General features: G+C 63.6%; 17 protein-coding genes. 12 read left to right on the forward strand and 5 right to left on the reverse strand.

The window, feature by feature from the left end; genetic code table 11:
• Window positions 1-17: 17 nt before the first annotated feature.
• The 3 genes from MnOB_RS26680 to MnOB_RS26690 all read left to right on the forward strand — a co-directional run bounded on the left by MnOB_RS26680 (window position 18) and on the right by MnOB_RS26690 (window position 2967).
• Entirely contained in the window at window positions 18-794 is a 777-nt protein-coding gene (locus MnOB_RS26680) for a DUF3658 domain-containing protein (RefSeq protein ID WP_077527551.1), read from the forward strand.
• Window positions 795-1090: 296 nt separating this feature from the next.
• A complete protein-coding gene (locus MnOB_RS26685; protein WP_077527552.1) occupies window positions 1091-2149 on the forward strand; it encodes a PA0069 family radical SAM protein in 1059 nt (352 codons plus the stop codon).
• Between the two features lie 110 nt (window positions 2150-2259).
• Window positions 2260-2967, forward strand: a complete 708-nt coding sequence (locus MnOB_RS26690) for a carbonic anhydrase (RefSeq protein WP_077527614.1) — start codon at window positions 2260-2262, stop codon at window positions 2965-2967.
• A gap of 276 nt (window positions 2968-3243) precedes the next feature.
• Here MnOB_RS26690 and MnOB_RS26695 read toward each other — a convergent pair whose 3' ends face one another.
• On the reverse strand, window positions 3244-3903 hold the full coding sequence (locus MnOB_RS26695; RefSeq protein ID WP_077527553.1) for a hypothetical protein: 660 nt from the start codon (window positions 3901-3903) through the stop codon (window positions 3244-3246).
• A 375-nt stretch (window positions 3904-4278) separates the two neighbouring features.
• On the opposite strand from MnOB_RS26695, the gene coxB reads away from it, so the two are divergent.
• From coxB to MnOB_RS26715, 4 genes are read left to right on the forward strand one after another with little or no spacing between them, the layout of a single operon-like run.
• Entirely contained in the window at window positions 4279-5406 is a 1128-nt protein-coding gene (gene coxB / locus MnOB_RS26700) for a cytochrome c oxidase subunit II (protein ID WP_199824608.1), read from the forward strand.
• A gap of 29 nt (window positions 5407-5435) precedes the next feature.
• Window positions 5436-7025, forward strand: coding sequence for a cytochrome c oxidase subunit I (gene ctaD / locus MnOB_RS26705; protein ID WP_077527615.1), 1590 nt, complete (start codon window positions 5436-5438; stop codon window positions 7023-7025).
• Between the two features lies 1 nt (window position 7026).
• Window positions 7027-7578: a cytochrome c oxidase assembly protein gene (locus MnOB_RS26710; protein ID WP_077527555.1), complete on the forward strand. Its 552-nt coding sequence runs from the start codon at window positions 7027-7029 to the stop codon at window positions 7576-7578.
• 25 nt (window positions 7579-7603) lie between these two features.
• The gene (locus tag MnOB_RS26715; RefSeq protein ID WP_077527556.1) at window positions 7604-8491 is read left to right on the forward strand and encodes a cytochrome c oxidase subunit 3; all 888 of its coding nucleotides are present in this window, start codon (window positions 7604-7606) and stop codon (window positions 8489-8491) included.
• A 36-nt stretch (window positions 8492-8527) separates the two neighbouring features.
• On the opposite strand, the gene MnOB_RS26720 is transcribed toward MnOB_RS26715, so the two are convergent.
• The gene (locus MnOB_RS26720; protein ID WP_077527557.1) at window positions 8528-8731 is read right to left on the reverse strand and encodes a twin transmembrane helix small protein; all 204 of its coding nucleotides are present in this window, start codon (window positions 8729-8731) and stop codon (window positions 8528-8530) included.
• Between the two features lie 69 nt (window positions 8732-8800).
• Here MnOB_RS26720 and MnOB_RS26725 point away from each other — a divergent pair, with 69 nt between their 5' ends.
• The 5 genes from MnOB_RS26725 to MnOB_RS26745 are packed head-to-tail and all read left to right on the forward strand — an operon-like array spanning window position 8801 to window position 12758.
• Window positions 8801-9529: an SURF1 family protein gene (locus MnOB_RS26725; protein WP_077527558.1), complete on the forward strand. Its 729-nt coding sequence runs from the start codon at window positions 8801-8803 to the stop codon at window positions 9527-9529.
• Window positions 9504-10085: a hypothetical protein gene (locus MnOB_RS26730; protein WP_077527559.1), complete on the forward strand. Its 582-nt coding sequence runs from the start codon at window positions 9504-9506 to the stop codon at window positions 10083-10085. The genes MnOB_RS26725 and MnOB_RS26730 overlap by 26 nt, the downstream gene beginning before the upstream one ends.
• Before the next feature lie 37 nt (window positions 10086-10122).
• Window positions 10123-11208 (forward strand): COX15/CtaA family protein, encoded by a 1086-nt coding sequence (locus MnOB_RS26735; RefSeq protein WP_077527560.1) that lies wholly within the window; start codon window positions 10123-10125, stop codon window positions 11206-11208.
• Between the two features lie 12 nt (window positions 11209-11220).
• Complete coding sequence (gene cyoE / locus MnOB_RS26740; protein WP_077527561.1) at window positions 11221-12126, forward strand: heme o synthase; 906 nt, start codon at window positions 11221-11223, stop codon at window positions 12124-12126.
• The gene (locus MnOB_RS26745) at window positions 12123-12758 is read left to right on the forward strand and encodes an SCO family protein (RefSeq protein WP_077527562.1); all 636 of its coding nucleotides are present in this window, start codon (window positions 12123-12125) and stop codon (window positions 12756-12758) included. Before cyoE ends, MnOB_RS26745 begins: the two co-directional genes overlap by 4 nt.
• Before the next feature lie 161 nt (window positions 12759-12919).
• Here the strand turns inward: MnOB_RS26745 and MnOB_RS26750 are convergent, their stop codons facing one another.
• The 3 genes from MnOB_RS26750 to MnOB_RS26760 are packed head-to-tail and all read right to left on the reverse strand — an operon-like array spanning window position 12920 to window position 15419.
• Window positions 12920-13696, reverse strand: coding sequence for a MetQ/NlpA family ABC transporter substrate-binding protein (locus tag MnOB_RS26750; RefSeq protein WP_077527563.1), 777 nt, complete (start codon window positions 13694-13696; stop codon window positions 12920-12922).
• Between the two features lie 50 nt (window positions 13697-13746).
• Entirely contained in the window at window positions 13747-14412 is a 666-nt protein-coding gene (locus MnOB_RS26755) for a methionine ABC transporter permease (protein ID WP_077527564.1), read from the reverse strand.
• Window positions 14412-15419, reverse strand: coding sequence for a methionine ABC transporter ATP-binding protein (locus MnOB_RS26760; RefSeq protein ID WP_077527565.1), 1008 nt, complete (start codon window positions 15417-15419; stop codon window positions 14412-14414). Before MnOB_RS26760 ends, MnOB_RS26755 begins: the two co-directional genes overlap by 1 nt.
• Window positions 15420-15550: the final 131 nt, after the last annotated feature.

Genomic DNA, 15550 nt, shown 5'->3' on the forward strand with positions numbered 1-15550 from the left:
AAGGCCAAGGAGGGCGCATGTGGCATCTGGTGTGTGGTGATGTGGCGGCGGAAGGCGTAACCCGTGTCATCGGGGTGGACGTCGCCGCCCAAGCATTGCGCGTGCTGCGTGACGACCTGGCGGTCGGACCGCTGGCGGATATCGAGATACCGCCCTGCACGGTGCGCACGCAGTTCTGGCTGGACGTCTGGCCCAGCGCTGTGACCCCGCGGCCGGACTTCGGTACGGGGCTTTGTGCCGATGCCGACTGGCTTGCCGCGCTGAAACGGCAAGATCAACCGGTCACCGTCTGGCATGGCGACAGTTGCTCCGAACAACTCCTGCTGGCCCGTGTCGCGGCCGCTCTGGAAGGTACCGACCTACCGTTCTGGGAAGTGTCTTGCGGCACCGGCGACAGCCGAGTCGAGACGCGTCGCGCAGTTGGCATGATCGACCCCGCCGACCTGGGCGCTTACTTCCTGCCGAAACAGGTCGATGCCGGGCGCAAGGCGTTGCTCGCCAACCAGTGGCGCAGCGTCGTGGCCGGGAACGCCGATGTCCGCCGCTGGCAAAAGGGCGAGTTCCAGAGTGAGGATCATTGCAAGGTAGACGCCATCCTCCTCGGTACCTGCACGTCGGACTGGCAGCCGCTGGCGCGGGTGATGGCAGAGCTGATGGGGCAGAGCGACGGCTTCTTCGCCACCGACTTCTTCGCCTTCTGGCGCGCTCGTGAGCTGGCTGCCCAGGGGCGTCTCGAACTGGACGGCACTGCTGGCCAGCACGACTATGGCGGGCTTTCCGTCCGCCTGAGCTGACGATAGTTCTGCTTTGTGGGAGCGAATTCACGCTCCGAACACAAGGCGGACCTCTATAGCTCGGTCTGGGCCGTAGGGTGCGCTGTGCGCACCGATTCCGGAACCGTCTTCGGCATCCCGTCAAACCGTCGGTGCGCACGGCGCACCCTACCGGACCGGTTTCATCCTGCTGGCCCGCGGATTCGAATCGTCACAGGTATCCCCGCCACGGCAGACGCACCGCCCGGCAGAATCTGGCTAGTCGTAGGAAGAATCTCCATATACTGTATGAATATACAGTTTGCGGAGTTCTTCCCATGTCTGCGCCCCTTCCTCCCCGTGGTCGCGGTACCGGCAGCAACCCTTTCAACCGCTTCGCGCCGACCACTTCGGTGGCGATGGATGACGGCTGGTTCCAGGAAGTCCCGCCCAGCCGTGCTACGGAAGTCCGGTTTGAAACCGCCAAGAGCATCATCACCCGCAACCAGTCGCCGGACCTGCCGTTCGACCGCTCGGTGAACCCCTATCGCGGCTGCGAGCACGGCTGCATCTACTGCTATGCGCGTCCCAGCCATGCTTATTGGGACATGTCGCCGGGATTGGATTTCGAGACGCGGCTGATCGCCAAGACCAACGCCGTTGCCCTGCTCGAACAACAGCTCTCCAAGCCGGGTTACCAGTGCGCGCCGATCAACCTCGGCTCCAACACTGATCCTTACCAGCCCATCGAGCGCGAGCACCGCCTCACCCGCCAGACCCTCGAAGTGCTGCTGCGCTACAGGCATCCGGTGACCATCGTCACCAAGGGATCGCTGGTGTTGCGCGACCTCGATCTGCTCACCGAGCTGGCGGAGCAGAACCTGGTGGCGGTGATGATCAGCCTCACCACCCTCGACGACGAGCTGAAACGCACCCTGGAGCCCCGCGCCGCCGCCCCGTCGGCACGCCTGCGCGCGATCCGTGTGCTGAGCGAGAACCGAATTCCGGTGGGTGTGCTCTGTTCGCCGATGATTCCGATGATCAACGACATGGAGCTGGAGAGCTTGCTGGAAGCGGCACGTGATGCCGGAGCGCGGCAGGCGAACTACATGCTGCTGCGCCTGCCCAGGGAGGTGGGACCGCTGTTCGAGGAATGGCTGGAGGCGTACTACCCGCAGCGCGCCGCCCATGTGATGAGCATCATCCGCCAGTGCCGAGGCGGGGAAATCTACGACAGCCGTTTTGGCCACCGTTTCAAGGGTGAGGGCCCCTTCGCCGAACTGCTGGCGCAGCGTTTTGCCGTAGCCATTCGCAAGCTCGGGCTCAATCGCCGACGCGACTACGAACTGGACTGTTCGCGCTTCTGCCCGCCCGGCGGACAGATGGCGTTACTTTGAAGTGTGACTCGGCGGGCTGTAACGACAGTCCTGTAGGAATTCAAATGCCGACAATCAGTGGATAATGGGCGGCATAAAAGACAATTCCTACGATGACCGAGGTTGGCAGCATGAGCAACGAGCACGACAAAGTGGGCAGTGAAAGCGCCGAAGAAGCCCTGCGGACCATAGTCGAGGGCTTCCAGCGCTTCCGCGATGAGGTCTTCCCGCAACAGGAAGAACTGTTCAAGAAGCTCGCCCATGAACAGAAACCCCGCGCCATGTTCATCACTTGCGCCGACTCGCGCATCGTTCCCGAACTGATCACCCAGAGCTCTCCGGGCGACCTGTTCGTTACCCGTAACGTCGGCAACGTCGTGCCGCCCTATGGCCAGATGAACGGCGGCGTCTCCACCGCCATCGAATTCGCGGTGATGGCCCTCGGCGTGCACCACATCATCATCTGCGGCCACTCCGACTGCGGCGCCATGAAGGCGGTGCTGGACCCGCAGACCCTGGAACGCATGCCGACGGTAAAAGCCTGGCTGCGCCATGCCGAGGTGGCGAAGATCGTGGTGCAGGAAAACTGCGGCTGCGCCAACCACGAGACCCTGGAAGTGCTCACCGAAGAGAACGTGGTGGCCCAGCTCGACCACCTTCGCACCCACCCATCGGTGGCGGCGCGACTGGCTAGCGGCCAGCTGTTCATCCATGGCTGGGTCTATGACATCGAGACATCGGTGATCAAGGCCTACGACGCCGAGCAGGGCCGCTTCCGCGCGATTGGTGACGGTCCGCTGCCGATGGCCACGCCGCGTCCGCGCTACCAGGTGGATTGATGAAAAAAGGGGCTGCCGGTGCAGCCTCTTTTTCATTTGAGCTTGGGAAATCACGTCCCGAGGACGTGGTCTTGAGTCACCGGCTCTGCCAGTGACGATTCGAATCCCCGTGAAGCCGATCTTGTAGGGTGCGCCGTGCGCACCGGCAGTTTGACCGGGTGCCGCAGTTGATCCATCAAGACGGTGCGCACAGCGCACCCTACGGTCCAGACCGCGCATTCGCCCCCTTTTCAGGGGGCTTCCGCAAGTCCGCGTTCTACGAACCTGGATGCTTACTCAGCCAGCGGCGCGCTGGCCCAGGTTGAGTTCCAGCCCGACGCCCAGTTGCTCGGACATGCACGGCCAGCGTTTCCAGGCTTCCTCCACCTTGGGGTCGTGCAGTTGCTGGCGATAGGCCTGGGCTGAGGGCTGGCTGAACACCTCCTCGTCCAGCAGGCCGTCCACGGCATGGTGCACGGCTTCGTCCAGCTGGTTGGCGAAAGGCTCGCCGATCAGTTGATGGGCGATCAGGTTCGCCACCGTGGTATCCAGCGGGATCAGTGGCTGGCCGAAATGGACGATGTAGCGGTCGTTGACTTCCTCCACCAGACGATGGGCCAGGTAGGCCTCGTCGAGCAGGCCTTCCAGGCCATTGTGGCCAGCCATCAGGGCGGGCGGTTGCAGGAAGAACTGTTCGGCGACCTTGAGGACCGGCTTGATACGGGATTCGATGCCGGCTTCGCGGGCGACGGTGGCGGCCGCGTCCAGTACATCAGGAACCTGTTCCACATAGGCGGCGATGAAGCGGGCCAGCACGCCCTGGGCGTCTTCTTCTGGCAGGCGGATGGCGGGGTGAAGGCTGGCGATCTGGGTTTCTAGGATCTGGCTGAGTTGTGTCGAGGCAGCTTCGTTCTCAAGGGCGCGATGGATGACTTCGCGCAGTGCGGCGGTGTTCATGACTGCTCCTGAAAAGGACATGGCGGGGTGAAGGTGAAGACAAGACCTTAGCTTGCCCTGAGAAACTGCTAAGACCGGATTGTCATAATCGCTTAACAGTTATTCGGGCTCGCTATAAAAGCACTTTGCCATCCGCTGAAGGCCCGCGCCAGCCGTGGCGTTTAGGACAAGGCTTACGCGCCTTCAGCCATTTTCTCCAGCGCGTTGCGCAGCCGAAGTCCCTGTCTATACTCCGACTCGAAAGGCATTACCTGATGGAACCCGACTGTGCACCTGCGTGCCGAGGTCGGCGGTCTGAGTGTGGTAGTCCGGACAGCCGTCCCCAAGCCGTTGGCCCAGCCGGCGGGATAACAAGAACGAGAAGGGGAACCCGCAATGATGCGACATCCACGAGTCTGGATGGGACTCCTGCTGCTGTCTGTTCTCAGCCAGGCGGAGGCTGCCTGGACAGTCAATATGGCGCCCGGTGCTACCGAGGTCAGCCGCACCGTTTTCGATCTGCACATGACCATCTTCTGGATCTGCGTCGTCATCGGCGTACTGGTCTTCGGTGCCATGTTCTGGTCGATGATCATCCACCGCCGCTCCACCGGTCAGCAGCCAGCGCATTTCCACGAGAGCACCACGGTGGAAATCCTCTGGACCGTCGTGCCCTTCGTCATCCTTGTGCTGATGGCGGTGCCGGCGACCAAGACGCTGATCGACATCTATGACACGTCCGAGTCCGGGCTGGATGTACAGATCACCGGCTACCAGTGGAAATGGCATTACAAGTACCTGGGCCAGGACGTCGAGTTCTTCAGCAACCTGGCCACGCCCGCCGACCAGATCCACAACAAGGCGCCGAAGGATGAGCACTACCTGCTGGAAGTCGACCAGCCGCTGGTGGTGCCGGTCGGCACCAAGGTGCGCTTCCTGATCACCGCCGCCGACGTGATCCACTCCTGGTGGGTGCCGGCGCTGGCGGTGAAGAAGGATGCGATTCCCGGCTTCGTAAACGAATCCTGGACCCGTATCGAGAAGCCCGGCCTCTACCGTGGCCAGTGCACCGAACTGTGCGGCAAGGATCATGGCTTCATGCCCATCGTGGTCGAGGCCAAGTCCCAGGAAGACTTCGCCAAGTGGCTGGCCGCGCGCAAGGAAGAGACTGCCAAGCTCAAGGAGCTGACCGACAAGGAATGGACTCTGGACGAACTGGTTGCGCGAGGCGACAAGGTCTACCACACCACCTGTGCCGCCTGTCACCAGCCTGAAGGTCAGGGCATGCCGCCCATGTTCCCGGCGCTCAAGGGCTCGAAGATCGCCACCGGGCCGAAGGCAGACCACCTGAACATCGTCTTCCACGGCAAGCCGGGTACCTCCATGGCCGCCTTCGGCAAGCAGCTCTCCGAAGTCGATATCGCCGCCGTCATCACCTACGAGCGCAACGCCTGGGGCAACAACAAGGGCGACATGGTGACGCCCAAGGAAGTGCTGGCTCTGAAACAGGCGGAAAGCCAATGAAGAAGACACCGGCCTATATGGAGACTGACATGAGTGCAGTGATCGACCACGATCATGCCGGGCATGATCACCACCACGGTCCGGCCAAGGGCCTGATGCGCTGGGTGCTGACCACCAACCACAAGGACATCGGCACGATGTACCTGTGGTTCAGCTTCGCCGCGTTCCTGCTGGGTGGTTCGATGGCGATGGTGATCCGCGCCGAGCTGTTCCAGCCCGGCCTGCAGATCGTGCAGCCGGAATTCTTCAACCAGATGACCACCATGCACGGCCTGATCATGGTGTTCGGCGCCGTGATGCCGGCCTTCGTCGGCCTCGCCAACTGGATGATCCCGCTGATGATCGGCGCGCCGGACATGGCCCTGCCGCGGATGAACAACTTCAGCTTCTGGCTGCTGCCGGCCGCTTTCGGCCTGCTGGTCAGCACGTTGTTCACTGCCGGCGGCGGACCGAACTTCGGCTGGACCTTCTACGCGCCGCTATCGACCACCTACGCGCCGGAGAGCGTCACCTACTTCATCTTCGCCATCCACCTGATGGGCATCAGCTCGATCATGGGCGCGATCAACGTGATCGCCACCATCCTCAACCTGCGTGCCCCGGGCATGACCCTGATGAAGATGCCGCTGTTCGTCTGGACCTGGCTGATCACTGCCTTCCTGCTGATCGCGGTGATGCCGGTGCTGGCCGGTTGCGTGACCATGATGCTGATGGACATCCACTTCGGCACCAGCTTCTTCAGTGCCGCCGGTGGCGGTGATCCGGTGCTGTTCCAGCACGTGTTCTGGTTCTTCGGCCACCCCGAGGTGTACATCATGATCCTGCCCGCCTTCGGTGCGGTCAGCTCGATCATCCCGGCCTTCAGCCGCAAGCCGCTGTTCGGCTACACCTCGATGGTCTACGCCACCGCGTCCATCGCCTTCCTGTCCTTCATCGTTTGGGCGCACCACATGTTCACCGTGGGCATCCCGCTGACCGGTGAGCTGTTCTTCATGTTCGCCACCATGCTGATTGCCGTGCCCACTGGGGTGAAGGTGTTCAACTGGGTGAGCACCATGTGGGAAGGCTCGCTGACCTTCGAGACGCCCATGCTGTTCGCCGTGGCCTTCGTCATCCTGTTCACCATCGGCGGCTTCTCCGGACTGATGCTGGCCATCGCGCCGGCGGACTTCCAGTATCACGACACCTACTTCGTGGTGGCTCACTTCCACTACGTGCTGGTGCCCGGCGCCATCTTCGGCATCTTCGCCTCGGCCTATTACTGGCTGCCGAAGTGGACCGGCCACATGTACGACGAAACCCTCGGCAAGCTGCACTTCTGGCTGAGCTTCATCGGCATGAACATGGCGTTCTTCCCCATGCACTTCGTGGGGCTGGCGGGCATGCCGCGGCGGATCCCGGACTACAACCTGCAATTCGCCGACTTCAACATGATCTCGTCCATCGGTGCGTTCAGCTTTGGGGCAACCCAGTTCCTCTTCCTGTTCATCGTCATCAAGTGCATCCGGGGCGGCAAGAAGGCTCCGGCCAAGCCTTGGGACGGCGCTGAAGGGCTGGAGTGGACCGTGCCGTCGCCGGCGCCCTACCACACCTTCTCCACACCGCCGGAAGTGAAGTGAGATGAGTGGGGAACTGAGCACTCGCCGCCTGATCCTGCGCCTCCTGGTGCTGGTGGTGGCGATGTTCGGCTTCGGTTTCGCCCTGGTGCCGATCTATGACGTGATGTGCCAGGCGTTCGGCATCAACGGCAAGACCACCGGGTCGGCCTACGAGGGAGCCCAGAGCGAAGACCAGCAGCGTCAGGTGCGAGTGCAGTTCCTCGCCACCAACGCAGCCGGGATGAGCTGGGAGTTCCGTCCCAAGGCGGACGATCTGGTGGTGCATCCGGGGGCGAGCAACGAGATGCTGTTCATTGCCTACAACCCCACCGACAAGCCGATGACGGCCCAGGCCATTCCCAGCGTGGCGCCGTCCAAGGCGGCGGCGTTCTTCCACAAGACCGAATGCTTCTGTTTCACCCAGCAGGTCCTGCAGCCCGGCCAGCGCATCGAGATGCCGGTGCGCTTCATCGTCGATCGCGATCTGCCGACCGATGTGCATCACCTGACCCTCGCTTACACGCTGTTCGATATCACCGCCCGCAAGCCACCAGTCGCCAGGAATGACGGCTGACGGGCCGATAAGGAGAACAACAACGATGGCTAGTCACGAGCAGTATTACGTCCCGGCCCAGAGCAAGTGGCCGATCATCGCCACCATCGGCCTGCTGACCACGGTCTACGGCCTGGGCACCTGGTTCAACGACCTCAAGGCGGCGCGGCCGGATTCAAACGGCCCGATCATCTTCTTCGTCGGTGGGCTGATCCTGGCCTACATGCTGTTCGGCTGGTTCGGCAATGTGATCCGCGAAAGTCGCGGCGGGCTCTACAGCCCGCAGATGGACCGCTCCTTCCGTTGGGGCATGAGCTGGTTCATCTTCTCCGAGGTGATGTTCTTCGCCGCGTTCTTCGGCGCCCTCTTCTACATCCGCCACTTCGCCGGCCCCTGGCTCGGCGGGGAAGGCGCCAAGGGCGTCGCCAACATGCTCTGGCCGAACTTCGAATACGCCTGGCCGCTGCTGAACAACCCGGATTCCAAGCTGTTCCCGCCGCCCAAGGCGGTCATCGACCCGTGGCACCTGCCGCTGATCAACACCCTGCTGCTGGTGACTTCGAGCTTTACCGTGACCTTCGCTCACCACGCACTGCGCAAGAACAAGCGCGGTCCGCTCAAGCTGTGGTTGGCGCTGACCATCCTGCTGGGGGTGACCTTCCTGGGCTTCCAGGCCGAGGAGTACATCCACGCCTATAAGGAACTGGGGCTGACCCTCGGCTCGGGCATCTACGGCGCCACCTTCTTCATGCTCACCGGCTTCCACGGTGCCCACGTGACCATGGGGGCGCTGATCCTGACGGTGATGCTGGTGCGCATCCTTCGCGGCCACTTCGATCCCGAGCATCACTTCGGCTTCGAGGCGGCGGCCTGGTACTGGCACTTTGTGGACGTGGTCTGGATCGGCCTGTTCACCTTCGTCTACGTGTTGTGAAGGTGTAGGTGGTGGCCAGAGGTGGGGACCTCTGGCTTACCAGGTGACTTGAGAAACGAACTGGCCGCTGTAGAAACCCCAGGCAATGAGCGCCAGGGTGATGGCGGTCAGGATTACACGAACCGTTAGCGCATTGACCACGCGGGAGCTGCGTCCTTCGTCCTTGACCAGGAAGAAAAGGCCGCTGAACAGGCTGACCATCGTGGCAAGCAACATGAGGACGATCGCAGCTTTGAGCATGCGTGACTCCGGGGGAAGGGGGATGTTGTGCAGTATAGCCAGCCCTGTTCAGCGTCACGGACGACGCTCATGAGTGGCTTCCGGCCTGGCCTGGCGCCCACCCTGGTGGTGCTCGCGCTGCTGCCGGTGCTCATCGGCCTGGGCTTCTGGCAGCTTTCCCGTGCAGACGAAAAACGCCAGTTGCTGGCTGCTGCCGAGGCCCGCCGCATCGCCGCCCCAACCACCCTCGATGCGCTTCTCGCCAGTGCCGACCCCGCCTACTTGCGGGTGCGTCTGCACGGCCATTTCGACGCGACCCACAGCCTGCTGCTGGACAGCCGCATCCGCGACGGCAAGGCCGGCGTGGAGCTGCTGCAACCCTTCCAGGACGACGCCAGCGGCCGGTGGCTGCTGGTCAACCGTGGCTGGTTGCCCTGGCCGGATCGCCGGGTCGCGCCCGCCTTCAGCACCCCGGACGATGCCCAGGAATTGACCGCCTGGGCCTATGTGCCGCCGGGAGCGGCATTCGAACTCAAGCATCTTGAAGCGAGCGGCTGGCCTCAACTGGTCAACCAGGTGGATGCCGACGCGCTCTGGAAACACCTGGGCCGCAATGGCGTACCCCTTGAGCTGCGCCTGGAGGAAAGCCCTGCGGCCTATCGCAGCGACTGGCCAGTAGTCGCCATGGGCCCGGAAAAACACCTTGGCTACGCCGTGCAATGGTTCGCCCTGGCGATCGCGTTGCTCGGCCTGTTCATCTACTTCGGATTGCGCAAAGGACGGGAGAACAATAATGAACCCAGCACTCGCCATGCCTGAGACCGCACCGCCACGGCGCCGTGGACGCATCCAGCTGCTGCTGATCCTGATGGTGGTGATCGGCCCGATGATATTGGCCACGGCCATGTACAAGTTCAGCTTCTGGGTGCCGGAGGGGCGCAGTTTTCACGGCACGCTCATCGGCAATGGTCAGACCCTCGTCGACCTTGGGGTGCAGGACACGACGCCGGAACAGACCTGGCAACTGCTGGTCACCGCGCCGTCCGGCTGCCAGCAGGATTGCCAGCAGATGGTGTTCGTCGCGCGGCAGATCCACATCGGTCTGGGCCGCGACGCCTCCCGCGCCACCCACGCCCTGGCCGTAACCGAGGTGTCGGCGGACTATGCGGACAAGCTCAAGCAGGAATATCCGCGCCTGAAACGCTACGGCCTCGATCAGACCACCTACAGCAAGGCCACCGACAACCTCGGTGGCGCCCAGCTGTGGATCGTCGACCCCCACGGCAACCTGGTGCTGCGCTACGACGGCACCATCAAGGGCAAGAAGATCCTCAACGACCTGCGTCACCTGCTGAAGCTTTCCAATATCGGTTGAACGACCCCTTTCTCCGGAAAGGTGAGGAGCGGCTGCTGTGGACAAGTACAAGAACCGGCCCGGATTCCGCCTCGCCCTGTTCGCCACCCTGCTGGCGGTGGTGGTCGTATTGCTGGGCGCCTACACCCGCCTGACCCACGCCGGCCTCGGCTGCCCGGACTGGCCCGGCTGTTACGGTTTCATCAGCGTGCCGCAGTCCGACGCCCAGCTGGCCCATGCCGAGGCCAACTTCCCCCACGCACCGGTGGAAGCCGAGAAAGGCTGGAACGAGATGGTCCACCGCTACTTCGCCGGGTCCCTCGGCCTGGTGATCCTCGGTCTGGCGATCCATGCCCTGCGCCTGCGCGGACGTGACGGCCAGCCCCTGAAACTGCCGCTGCTGCTCGTGGGCGTGGTAATCGCCCAGGCCGCATTCGGCATGTGGACGGTGACTCTGCAACTCTGGCCCCAGGTGGTCACCGCGCACCTGCTGGGAGGCTTCACCACGCTGTCCCTGTTACTGCTGCTCAGCCTACGATTGTCCAACGCCTTTCCGGCCCTCCAACTGCCGGCGCGGCTGCGGCGCCTGGCGGCGCTGGGGCTGGTGCTGGTCATCGGACAGATCGCCCTGGGCGGCTGGGTCAGCTCCAACTACGCGGCCGTGGCCTGCGTCGACCTGCCCACCTGCCACGGGCAGTGGTGGCCGGCGATGGACTTTGCCAACGGCTTCCACCTGACCCAGCACATCGGCCCGAACTACCTGGGTGGGCAACTGGACAGCGACGCCCGCACCGCCATCCACATGACCCATCGCCTCGGCGCCCTGGTCGTGACCCTGGTGCTGCTGGTCCTCGCCTGGCAGCTGCGCACTGTCGGCCTCAAGGGGTTGGCCGGGGTGCTGCTGGCGGCCCTGTGCCTGCAGGTGGGGCTGGGCATCAGCAACGTGATCTTCCACCTGCCGCTGCCGGTGGCGGTGGCCCACAACGGTGGCGGCGCCCTGCTGCTGCTGGTGCTGGTCTCGGTCAATTACCGGGTGCGCAACCCGGCTCTTTTTGTAGGAGCGAGCTCTGCTCGCGAACGTGGGGTTACCGGGGATTCGCGAGCAGAGCTCGCTCCTACGGTGATCGCTTCGCACAGCAAATAAGGAGTACACGCCATGGCCACTCTGCTCAGCCAAGGACACAGCCAGGCCCGTGCCAGCTGGCGCGACTACCTGGAACTGACCAAACCCAAGGTGGTGGTGCTGATGCTCATCACTTCCCTGGTCGGCATGTTCCTCGCCACCCGCGCCGGGGTGCCCTGGACGGTGCTGCTGTTCGGCAACATCGGTATCGGCCTCTGTGCCGGTGCCGCGGCGGCGGTCAACCATGTGGTGGATCGGCGCATCGACTCGATCATGGCGCGCACGCTGAAGCGTCCCGTGGTCAACGGCCGCGTCTCGCCGACTGCGGCGCTGGCATTCGCTTTCGTCCTCGCGGTGCTCGGGCAAGCCCTGCTGCTGGCCTTCACCAACGAACTGACCGCCTGGCTGACCCTGGCCTCGCTGGTGGGTTACGCGGTGCTCTACACCGGCTTCCTCAAACGTGCCACGCCGCAGAACATCGTCATCGGCGGTCTGGCCGGCGCCGCGCCGCCGCTGCTGGGATGGGTCGCCGTTACCGGCCATCTCACCGCCGAGCCGTTGTTGCTGGTGCTGATCATCTTCGCCTGGACGCCGCCGCACTTCTGGGCGCTGGCCATCCACCGCAAGGAGGAATACGCCAAGGCCGACATCCCGATGCTGCCGGTGACCCACGGCGAGCACTACACCAAGGTGCACATCCTGCTCTATACGCTGGTGATGTTCGCGGTCAGCCTGCTGCCCTATGTCATCCACATGAGCGGCGTGCTCTATCTGGCCTGCGCGGTGGGCCTGGGTGCGCGCTTCCTGCAGTGGGCCTGGGTGCTGTACCGTGACAGCAGACCGCACGCGGCGATCAAGACCTTCAAGTACTCTATCGCCTACCTCTTCCTGCTGTTCATCGCCCTGCTGGTGGACCACTACCTGATGCTGAACCTATGACCAGAATCCAGAAAACCGTCTTCGTCCTCGTTGCCCTCGTGGCGGTGGTGCTTGGCCTCACCGTGCACCGGGTCCTGACCAGCCAGGCCCAGGCCGACCCGACCAAACTGCTCGACGCAGGCATTGTGCTGCTGCCGCAAAGCCGCACCCTGCCGACCCTGGAAATGGTCGACCAGAACGGTGCGAAGGTCGCGGTGGACCAGTTCAAGGACAAATGGAGCCTGGTGTTCTTCGGCTACACCTTCTGCCCGGATATCTGCCCCACCACCCTGGCGCAGATGCGTGAGCTCAAGGGCCTGCTGCCGCAGGAGGCGCAGGACAACCTGCGTTTCGTCTTCGTCAGCGTCGACCCGAACCGCGACACGCCGCAGCAGATCAAGCAGTACCTGGGCTATTTCGATCCGAGCTTCGTCGGCATCACCAGCGACCTGCCCACCCTGCAGAAGCTGGCCAACGCCGTGAGCATCCCCTTCATCCCTGCTGACACCAGCAAGGAAAACTACACCGTCGACCACAGCGGCAACCTCGTGGTCCTCGGCCCGGACGGTAGCCAGCGCGGCTTCATCCGCTCGCCGCTGAACAACCAGAAGCTCAAGGAGCAACTGCCGGGGCTGGTGACGCCGAAGAGCTGACGCGAATCGGGCGTACCGGGTAGGGTGCGCTGCGCGCACCGAAATCTCGGCGCGGGCACAAGGTGCGCACGGCGCACCCTACGATCAAGCTGAGTGCATTAACCAGTCACCCACAAAAAAGCCCGCTCATTGAGCGGGCTTTTTCATTCAGCACGAAGCGATCAGAACGCCGGAACCACGGCACCCTTGTACTTCTCCTCGATGAATTTCTTCACCTCGGGGCTGTTCAGGGCCTTGGCCAGTTTCTGCATGTCGGCGCTGGTCTTGTTGTCCTCACGGGCAACGAGGATGTTCACGTAGGGCGAGTCGCTGCCTTCGATCACCAGGGCGTCCTTGGTGGGGTTCAGCTTGGCTTCCAGCGCGTAGTTGGTGTTGATCAGCGCCAGGTCGACCTGGTTCAGCACGCGCGGCAGGGTGGCAGCTTCCAGTTCACGCACCTTGATGCCCTTCGGATTCTCGACGATGTCCTTCGGGGTGGCGGTGATGCTGGTGTTGTCCTTCAGCTTGATCACACCGGCCTTGTCCAGCAGCAGCAGGGCGCGGCCGCCGTTGGTGGCGTCGTTGGGGATGACCACCTGGGCGCCTTCGGGCAGCTCGGCCAGGGATTTCACCTTGCTGGAGTACGCACCGAAAGGCTCGACGTGCACGCCGACCACGGGCACCAGTTTCACCTTGGTCTGGCGGGCCTTGTTGAACTCGTCCAGGTAGGGCTGGTGCTGGAAGAAGTTGGCGTCCAGACGGCCTTCGGCAACCTGCACGTTGGGCTGTACGTAGTCGGTGAAGACCTTCACCTGCAGGTCCACGCCTTCCTTCGCCAGTTGCGGCTTGATGAACTCGAGGATTTCCGCGTGGGGCACCGGGGTAGCGGCGACTTTCAGGGTGTCGGCCTGGGCGGAGAGGGCGGTCAGGGCGGCGAACGCCACCAGCAGTTTCTTCATGAGCGGCTCCTTGTGGGAAGTCATCGGGCCGGCGTCTGGCCGGCGCCAGGTCATTTACGGGAGAAGTGCACCACCAGCTTGTCGCCGACGGTTTGCAGGATTTGGACGAGCACCAGCAGCAGGACCACGGTGACCACCATCACGTCGGTCTGGAAGCGCTGGTAGCCGAAGCGGATGGCCAGGTCGCCGAGGCCGCCCGCACCCACTACGCCCGCCATGGCGGTGTAGGACACCAGGGTGATGGCGGTGACGGTGATGGCGGCGAAGATGCCCGGTCGCGCTTCCGGCAGCAGGGCGTTCCAGATGATCTGGCGGGTCGTTGCGCCCATGGCCTGGGTGGCTTCGAGGATGCCGCGATCCACTTCGCGCAACGCCGTTTCCACCAGGCGCGCGAAGAACGGTGTGGCACCCACCACCAGCGGCGGGATGGCGCCGGCGACACCCAGGGAGGTGCCGGTGATGAACACGGTGAACGGGATCATCACGATCAGCAGGATGATGAAGGGCAGCGAGCGCAGCACGTTCACCAGCAGCGACAGCAGAGCGTAGACGGTCTTCTGCTCGAACAGTTGGCGCGGGCCGGTGAGGAACAGCAGCACGCCCAGCGGCAGACCCAGCAGCACGGTGAACAGCAGCGAGCCACCCAGCATCAGGAAGGTGTCGAGGGTGGCGAGCCAGATTTCGTACCAGTCGATATTGGCGAGCAGGGCGTCCATCAGCGCAGGATCTCCAGGTGCACGTCCGCCGCGCGGAAGCAGCCAAGCGCGGCATCGATGTCGCCGCCGGTCAGGGCCAGGGTCAGCTGGCCGTAGGGGGTGTCCTTGATGCGGTCGATGCGCCCGGCAAGGATGCTGTAGTCGACGCCGGTCTGGCGCGCGACGGTGCCCAGCAGCGGGGCGTAGGTCGCCTCGCCACGGAAGGTCAGGCGCAGGATGCGGCCGCTGACGTGGGCGAAGTCGTCATGCTGCTCGCCTTCGTCCACCTGTTCGTCTTCCAGCACGAAGCGCTGGGTGGTGGTGTGCTGCGGGTGCAGGAACACATCGGCCACCGCGCCCTGCTCGACGATCACACCGCCGTCCATTACCGCCACGCGGTCGCAGACCCGGCGGATCACATCCATCTCGTGGGTGATGAGGACGATGGTGAGCTTCAGTTCGCGGTTGATCTCGGCCAGCAGTTGCAGCACCGACGCGGTGGTCTGCGGGTCGAGGGCGCTGGTGGCCTCGTCGCAGAGCAGGATCTTCGGCTGGGTGGCCAGGGCGCGGGCGATACCGACGCGCTGCTTCTGGCCGCCGGAGAGTTGCGCCGGGTATTTGCGGGCGTGATCGCTGAGGCCGACGCGGGCCAGCAGTTCGTCGACTCGGCGATCGGTCTCGGCGCGGGACAACTCACCGGCCAGCTTCAGCGGTAATCCGACGTTTTCGGCAACGGTCTTGGATGCCAGCAGGTTGAAGTGCTGGAAAATCATCCCGACGCGCTGGCGGAAACGGCGCAGGCCTTCGCTGTCCAGGGCGGTGACGTCTTCGCCATCGATGACGATGCGACCGCCGGTGGGTTCTTCAAGGCGGTTGATCAGGCGCAGCAGGGTGCTCTTGCCGGCGCCCGAATGGCCGATCAGGCCGAACACTTCGCCGCTCTGGATGGCGAGGTCGGTCGGCTGCAGGGCCGGGATTTCGCGGCCTTCGACGCGGTACGCCTTGTGGACGTTATGGAATTCGATCACTGCGGAAACCTTGTGGGTTCGTCGTTAGCCGGATCGGCTAAAAACCGGCAAGTTTACCTGCTGGCACATAGGCGCAGAAAATCTTTGTGGACCTATGGCTATAGCAATGGGGAATAAGCGACAGGCGGACT

The sequence above is a fragment of the Metapseudomonas resinovorans genome, assembly GCF_002003485.1.
Classification (GTDB): Bacteria; Pseudomonadota; Gammaproteobacteria; order Pseudomonadales; family Pseudomonadaceae; genus Metapseudomonas; species Metapseudomonas resinovorans_D.

Bases quoted from the DNA above. Each gene is read 5' to 3' on its own strand.
- MnOB_RS26680 (WP_077527551.1), top strand. From the start codon at position 18: ATGTGGCATCTGGTGTGTGGTGATGTGGCGGCGGAAGGCGTAACCCGT.
- MnOB_RS26685 (WP_077527552.1), top strand. From the start codon at position 1,091: ATGTCTGCGCCCCTTCCTCCCCGTGGTCGCGGTACCGGCAGCAACCCT.
- MnOB_RS26690 (WP_077527614.1), top strand. From the start codon at position 2,260: ATGAGCAACGAGCACGACAAAGTGGGCAGTGAAAGCGCCGAAGAAGCC.
- MnOB_RS26695 (WP_077527553.1), bottom strand. From the start codon at position 3,903: ATGAACACCGCCGCACTGCGCGAAGTCATCCATCGCGCCCTTGAGAAC.
- coxB (WP_199824608.1), top strand. From the start codon at position 4,279: ATGATGCGACATCCACGAGTCTGGATGGGACTCCTGCTGCTGTCTGTT.
- ctaD (WP_077527615.1), top strand. From the start codon at position 5,436: ATGAGTGCAGTGATCGACCACGATCATGCCGGGCATGATCACCACCAC.
- MnOB_RS26710 (WP_077527555.1), top strand. From the start codon at position 7,027: ATGAGTGGGGAACTGAGCACTCGCCGCCTGATCCTGCGCCTCCTGGTG.
- MnOB_RS26715 (WP_077527556.1), top strand. From the start codon at position 7,604: ATGGCTAGTCACGAGCAGTATTACGTCCCGGCCCAGAGCAAGTGGCCG.
- MnOB_RS26720 (WP_077527557.1), bottom strand. From the start codon at position 8,731: ATGCTCAAAGCTGCGATCGTCCTCATGTTGCTTGCCACGATGGTCAGC.
- MnOB_RS26725 (WP_077527558.1), top strand. From the start codon at position 8,801: ATGAGTGGCTTCCGGCCTGGCCTGGCGCCCACCCTGGTGGTGCTCGCG.
- MnOB_RS26730 (WP_077527559.1), top strand. From the start codon at position 9,504: ATGAACCCAGCACTCGCCATGCCTGAGACCGCACCGCCACGGCGCCGT.
- cyoE (WP_077527561.1), top strand. From the start codon at position 11,221: ATGGCCACTCTGCTCAGCCAAGGACACAGCCAGGCCCGTGCCAGCTGG.
- MnOB_RS26745 (WP_077527562.1), top strand. From the start codon at position 12,123: ATGACCAGAATCCAGAAAACCGTCTTCGTCCTCGTTGCCCTCGTGGCG.
- MnOB_RS26750 (WP_077527563.1), bottom strand. From the start codon at position 13,696: ATGAAGAAACTGCTGGTGGCGTTCGCCGCCCTGACCGCCCTCTCCGCC.
- MnOB_RS26755 (WP_077527564.1), bottom strand. From the start codon at position 14,412: ATGGACGCCCTGCTCGCCAATATCGACTGGTACGAAATCTGGCTCGCC.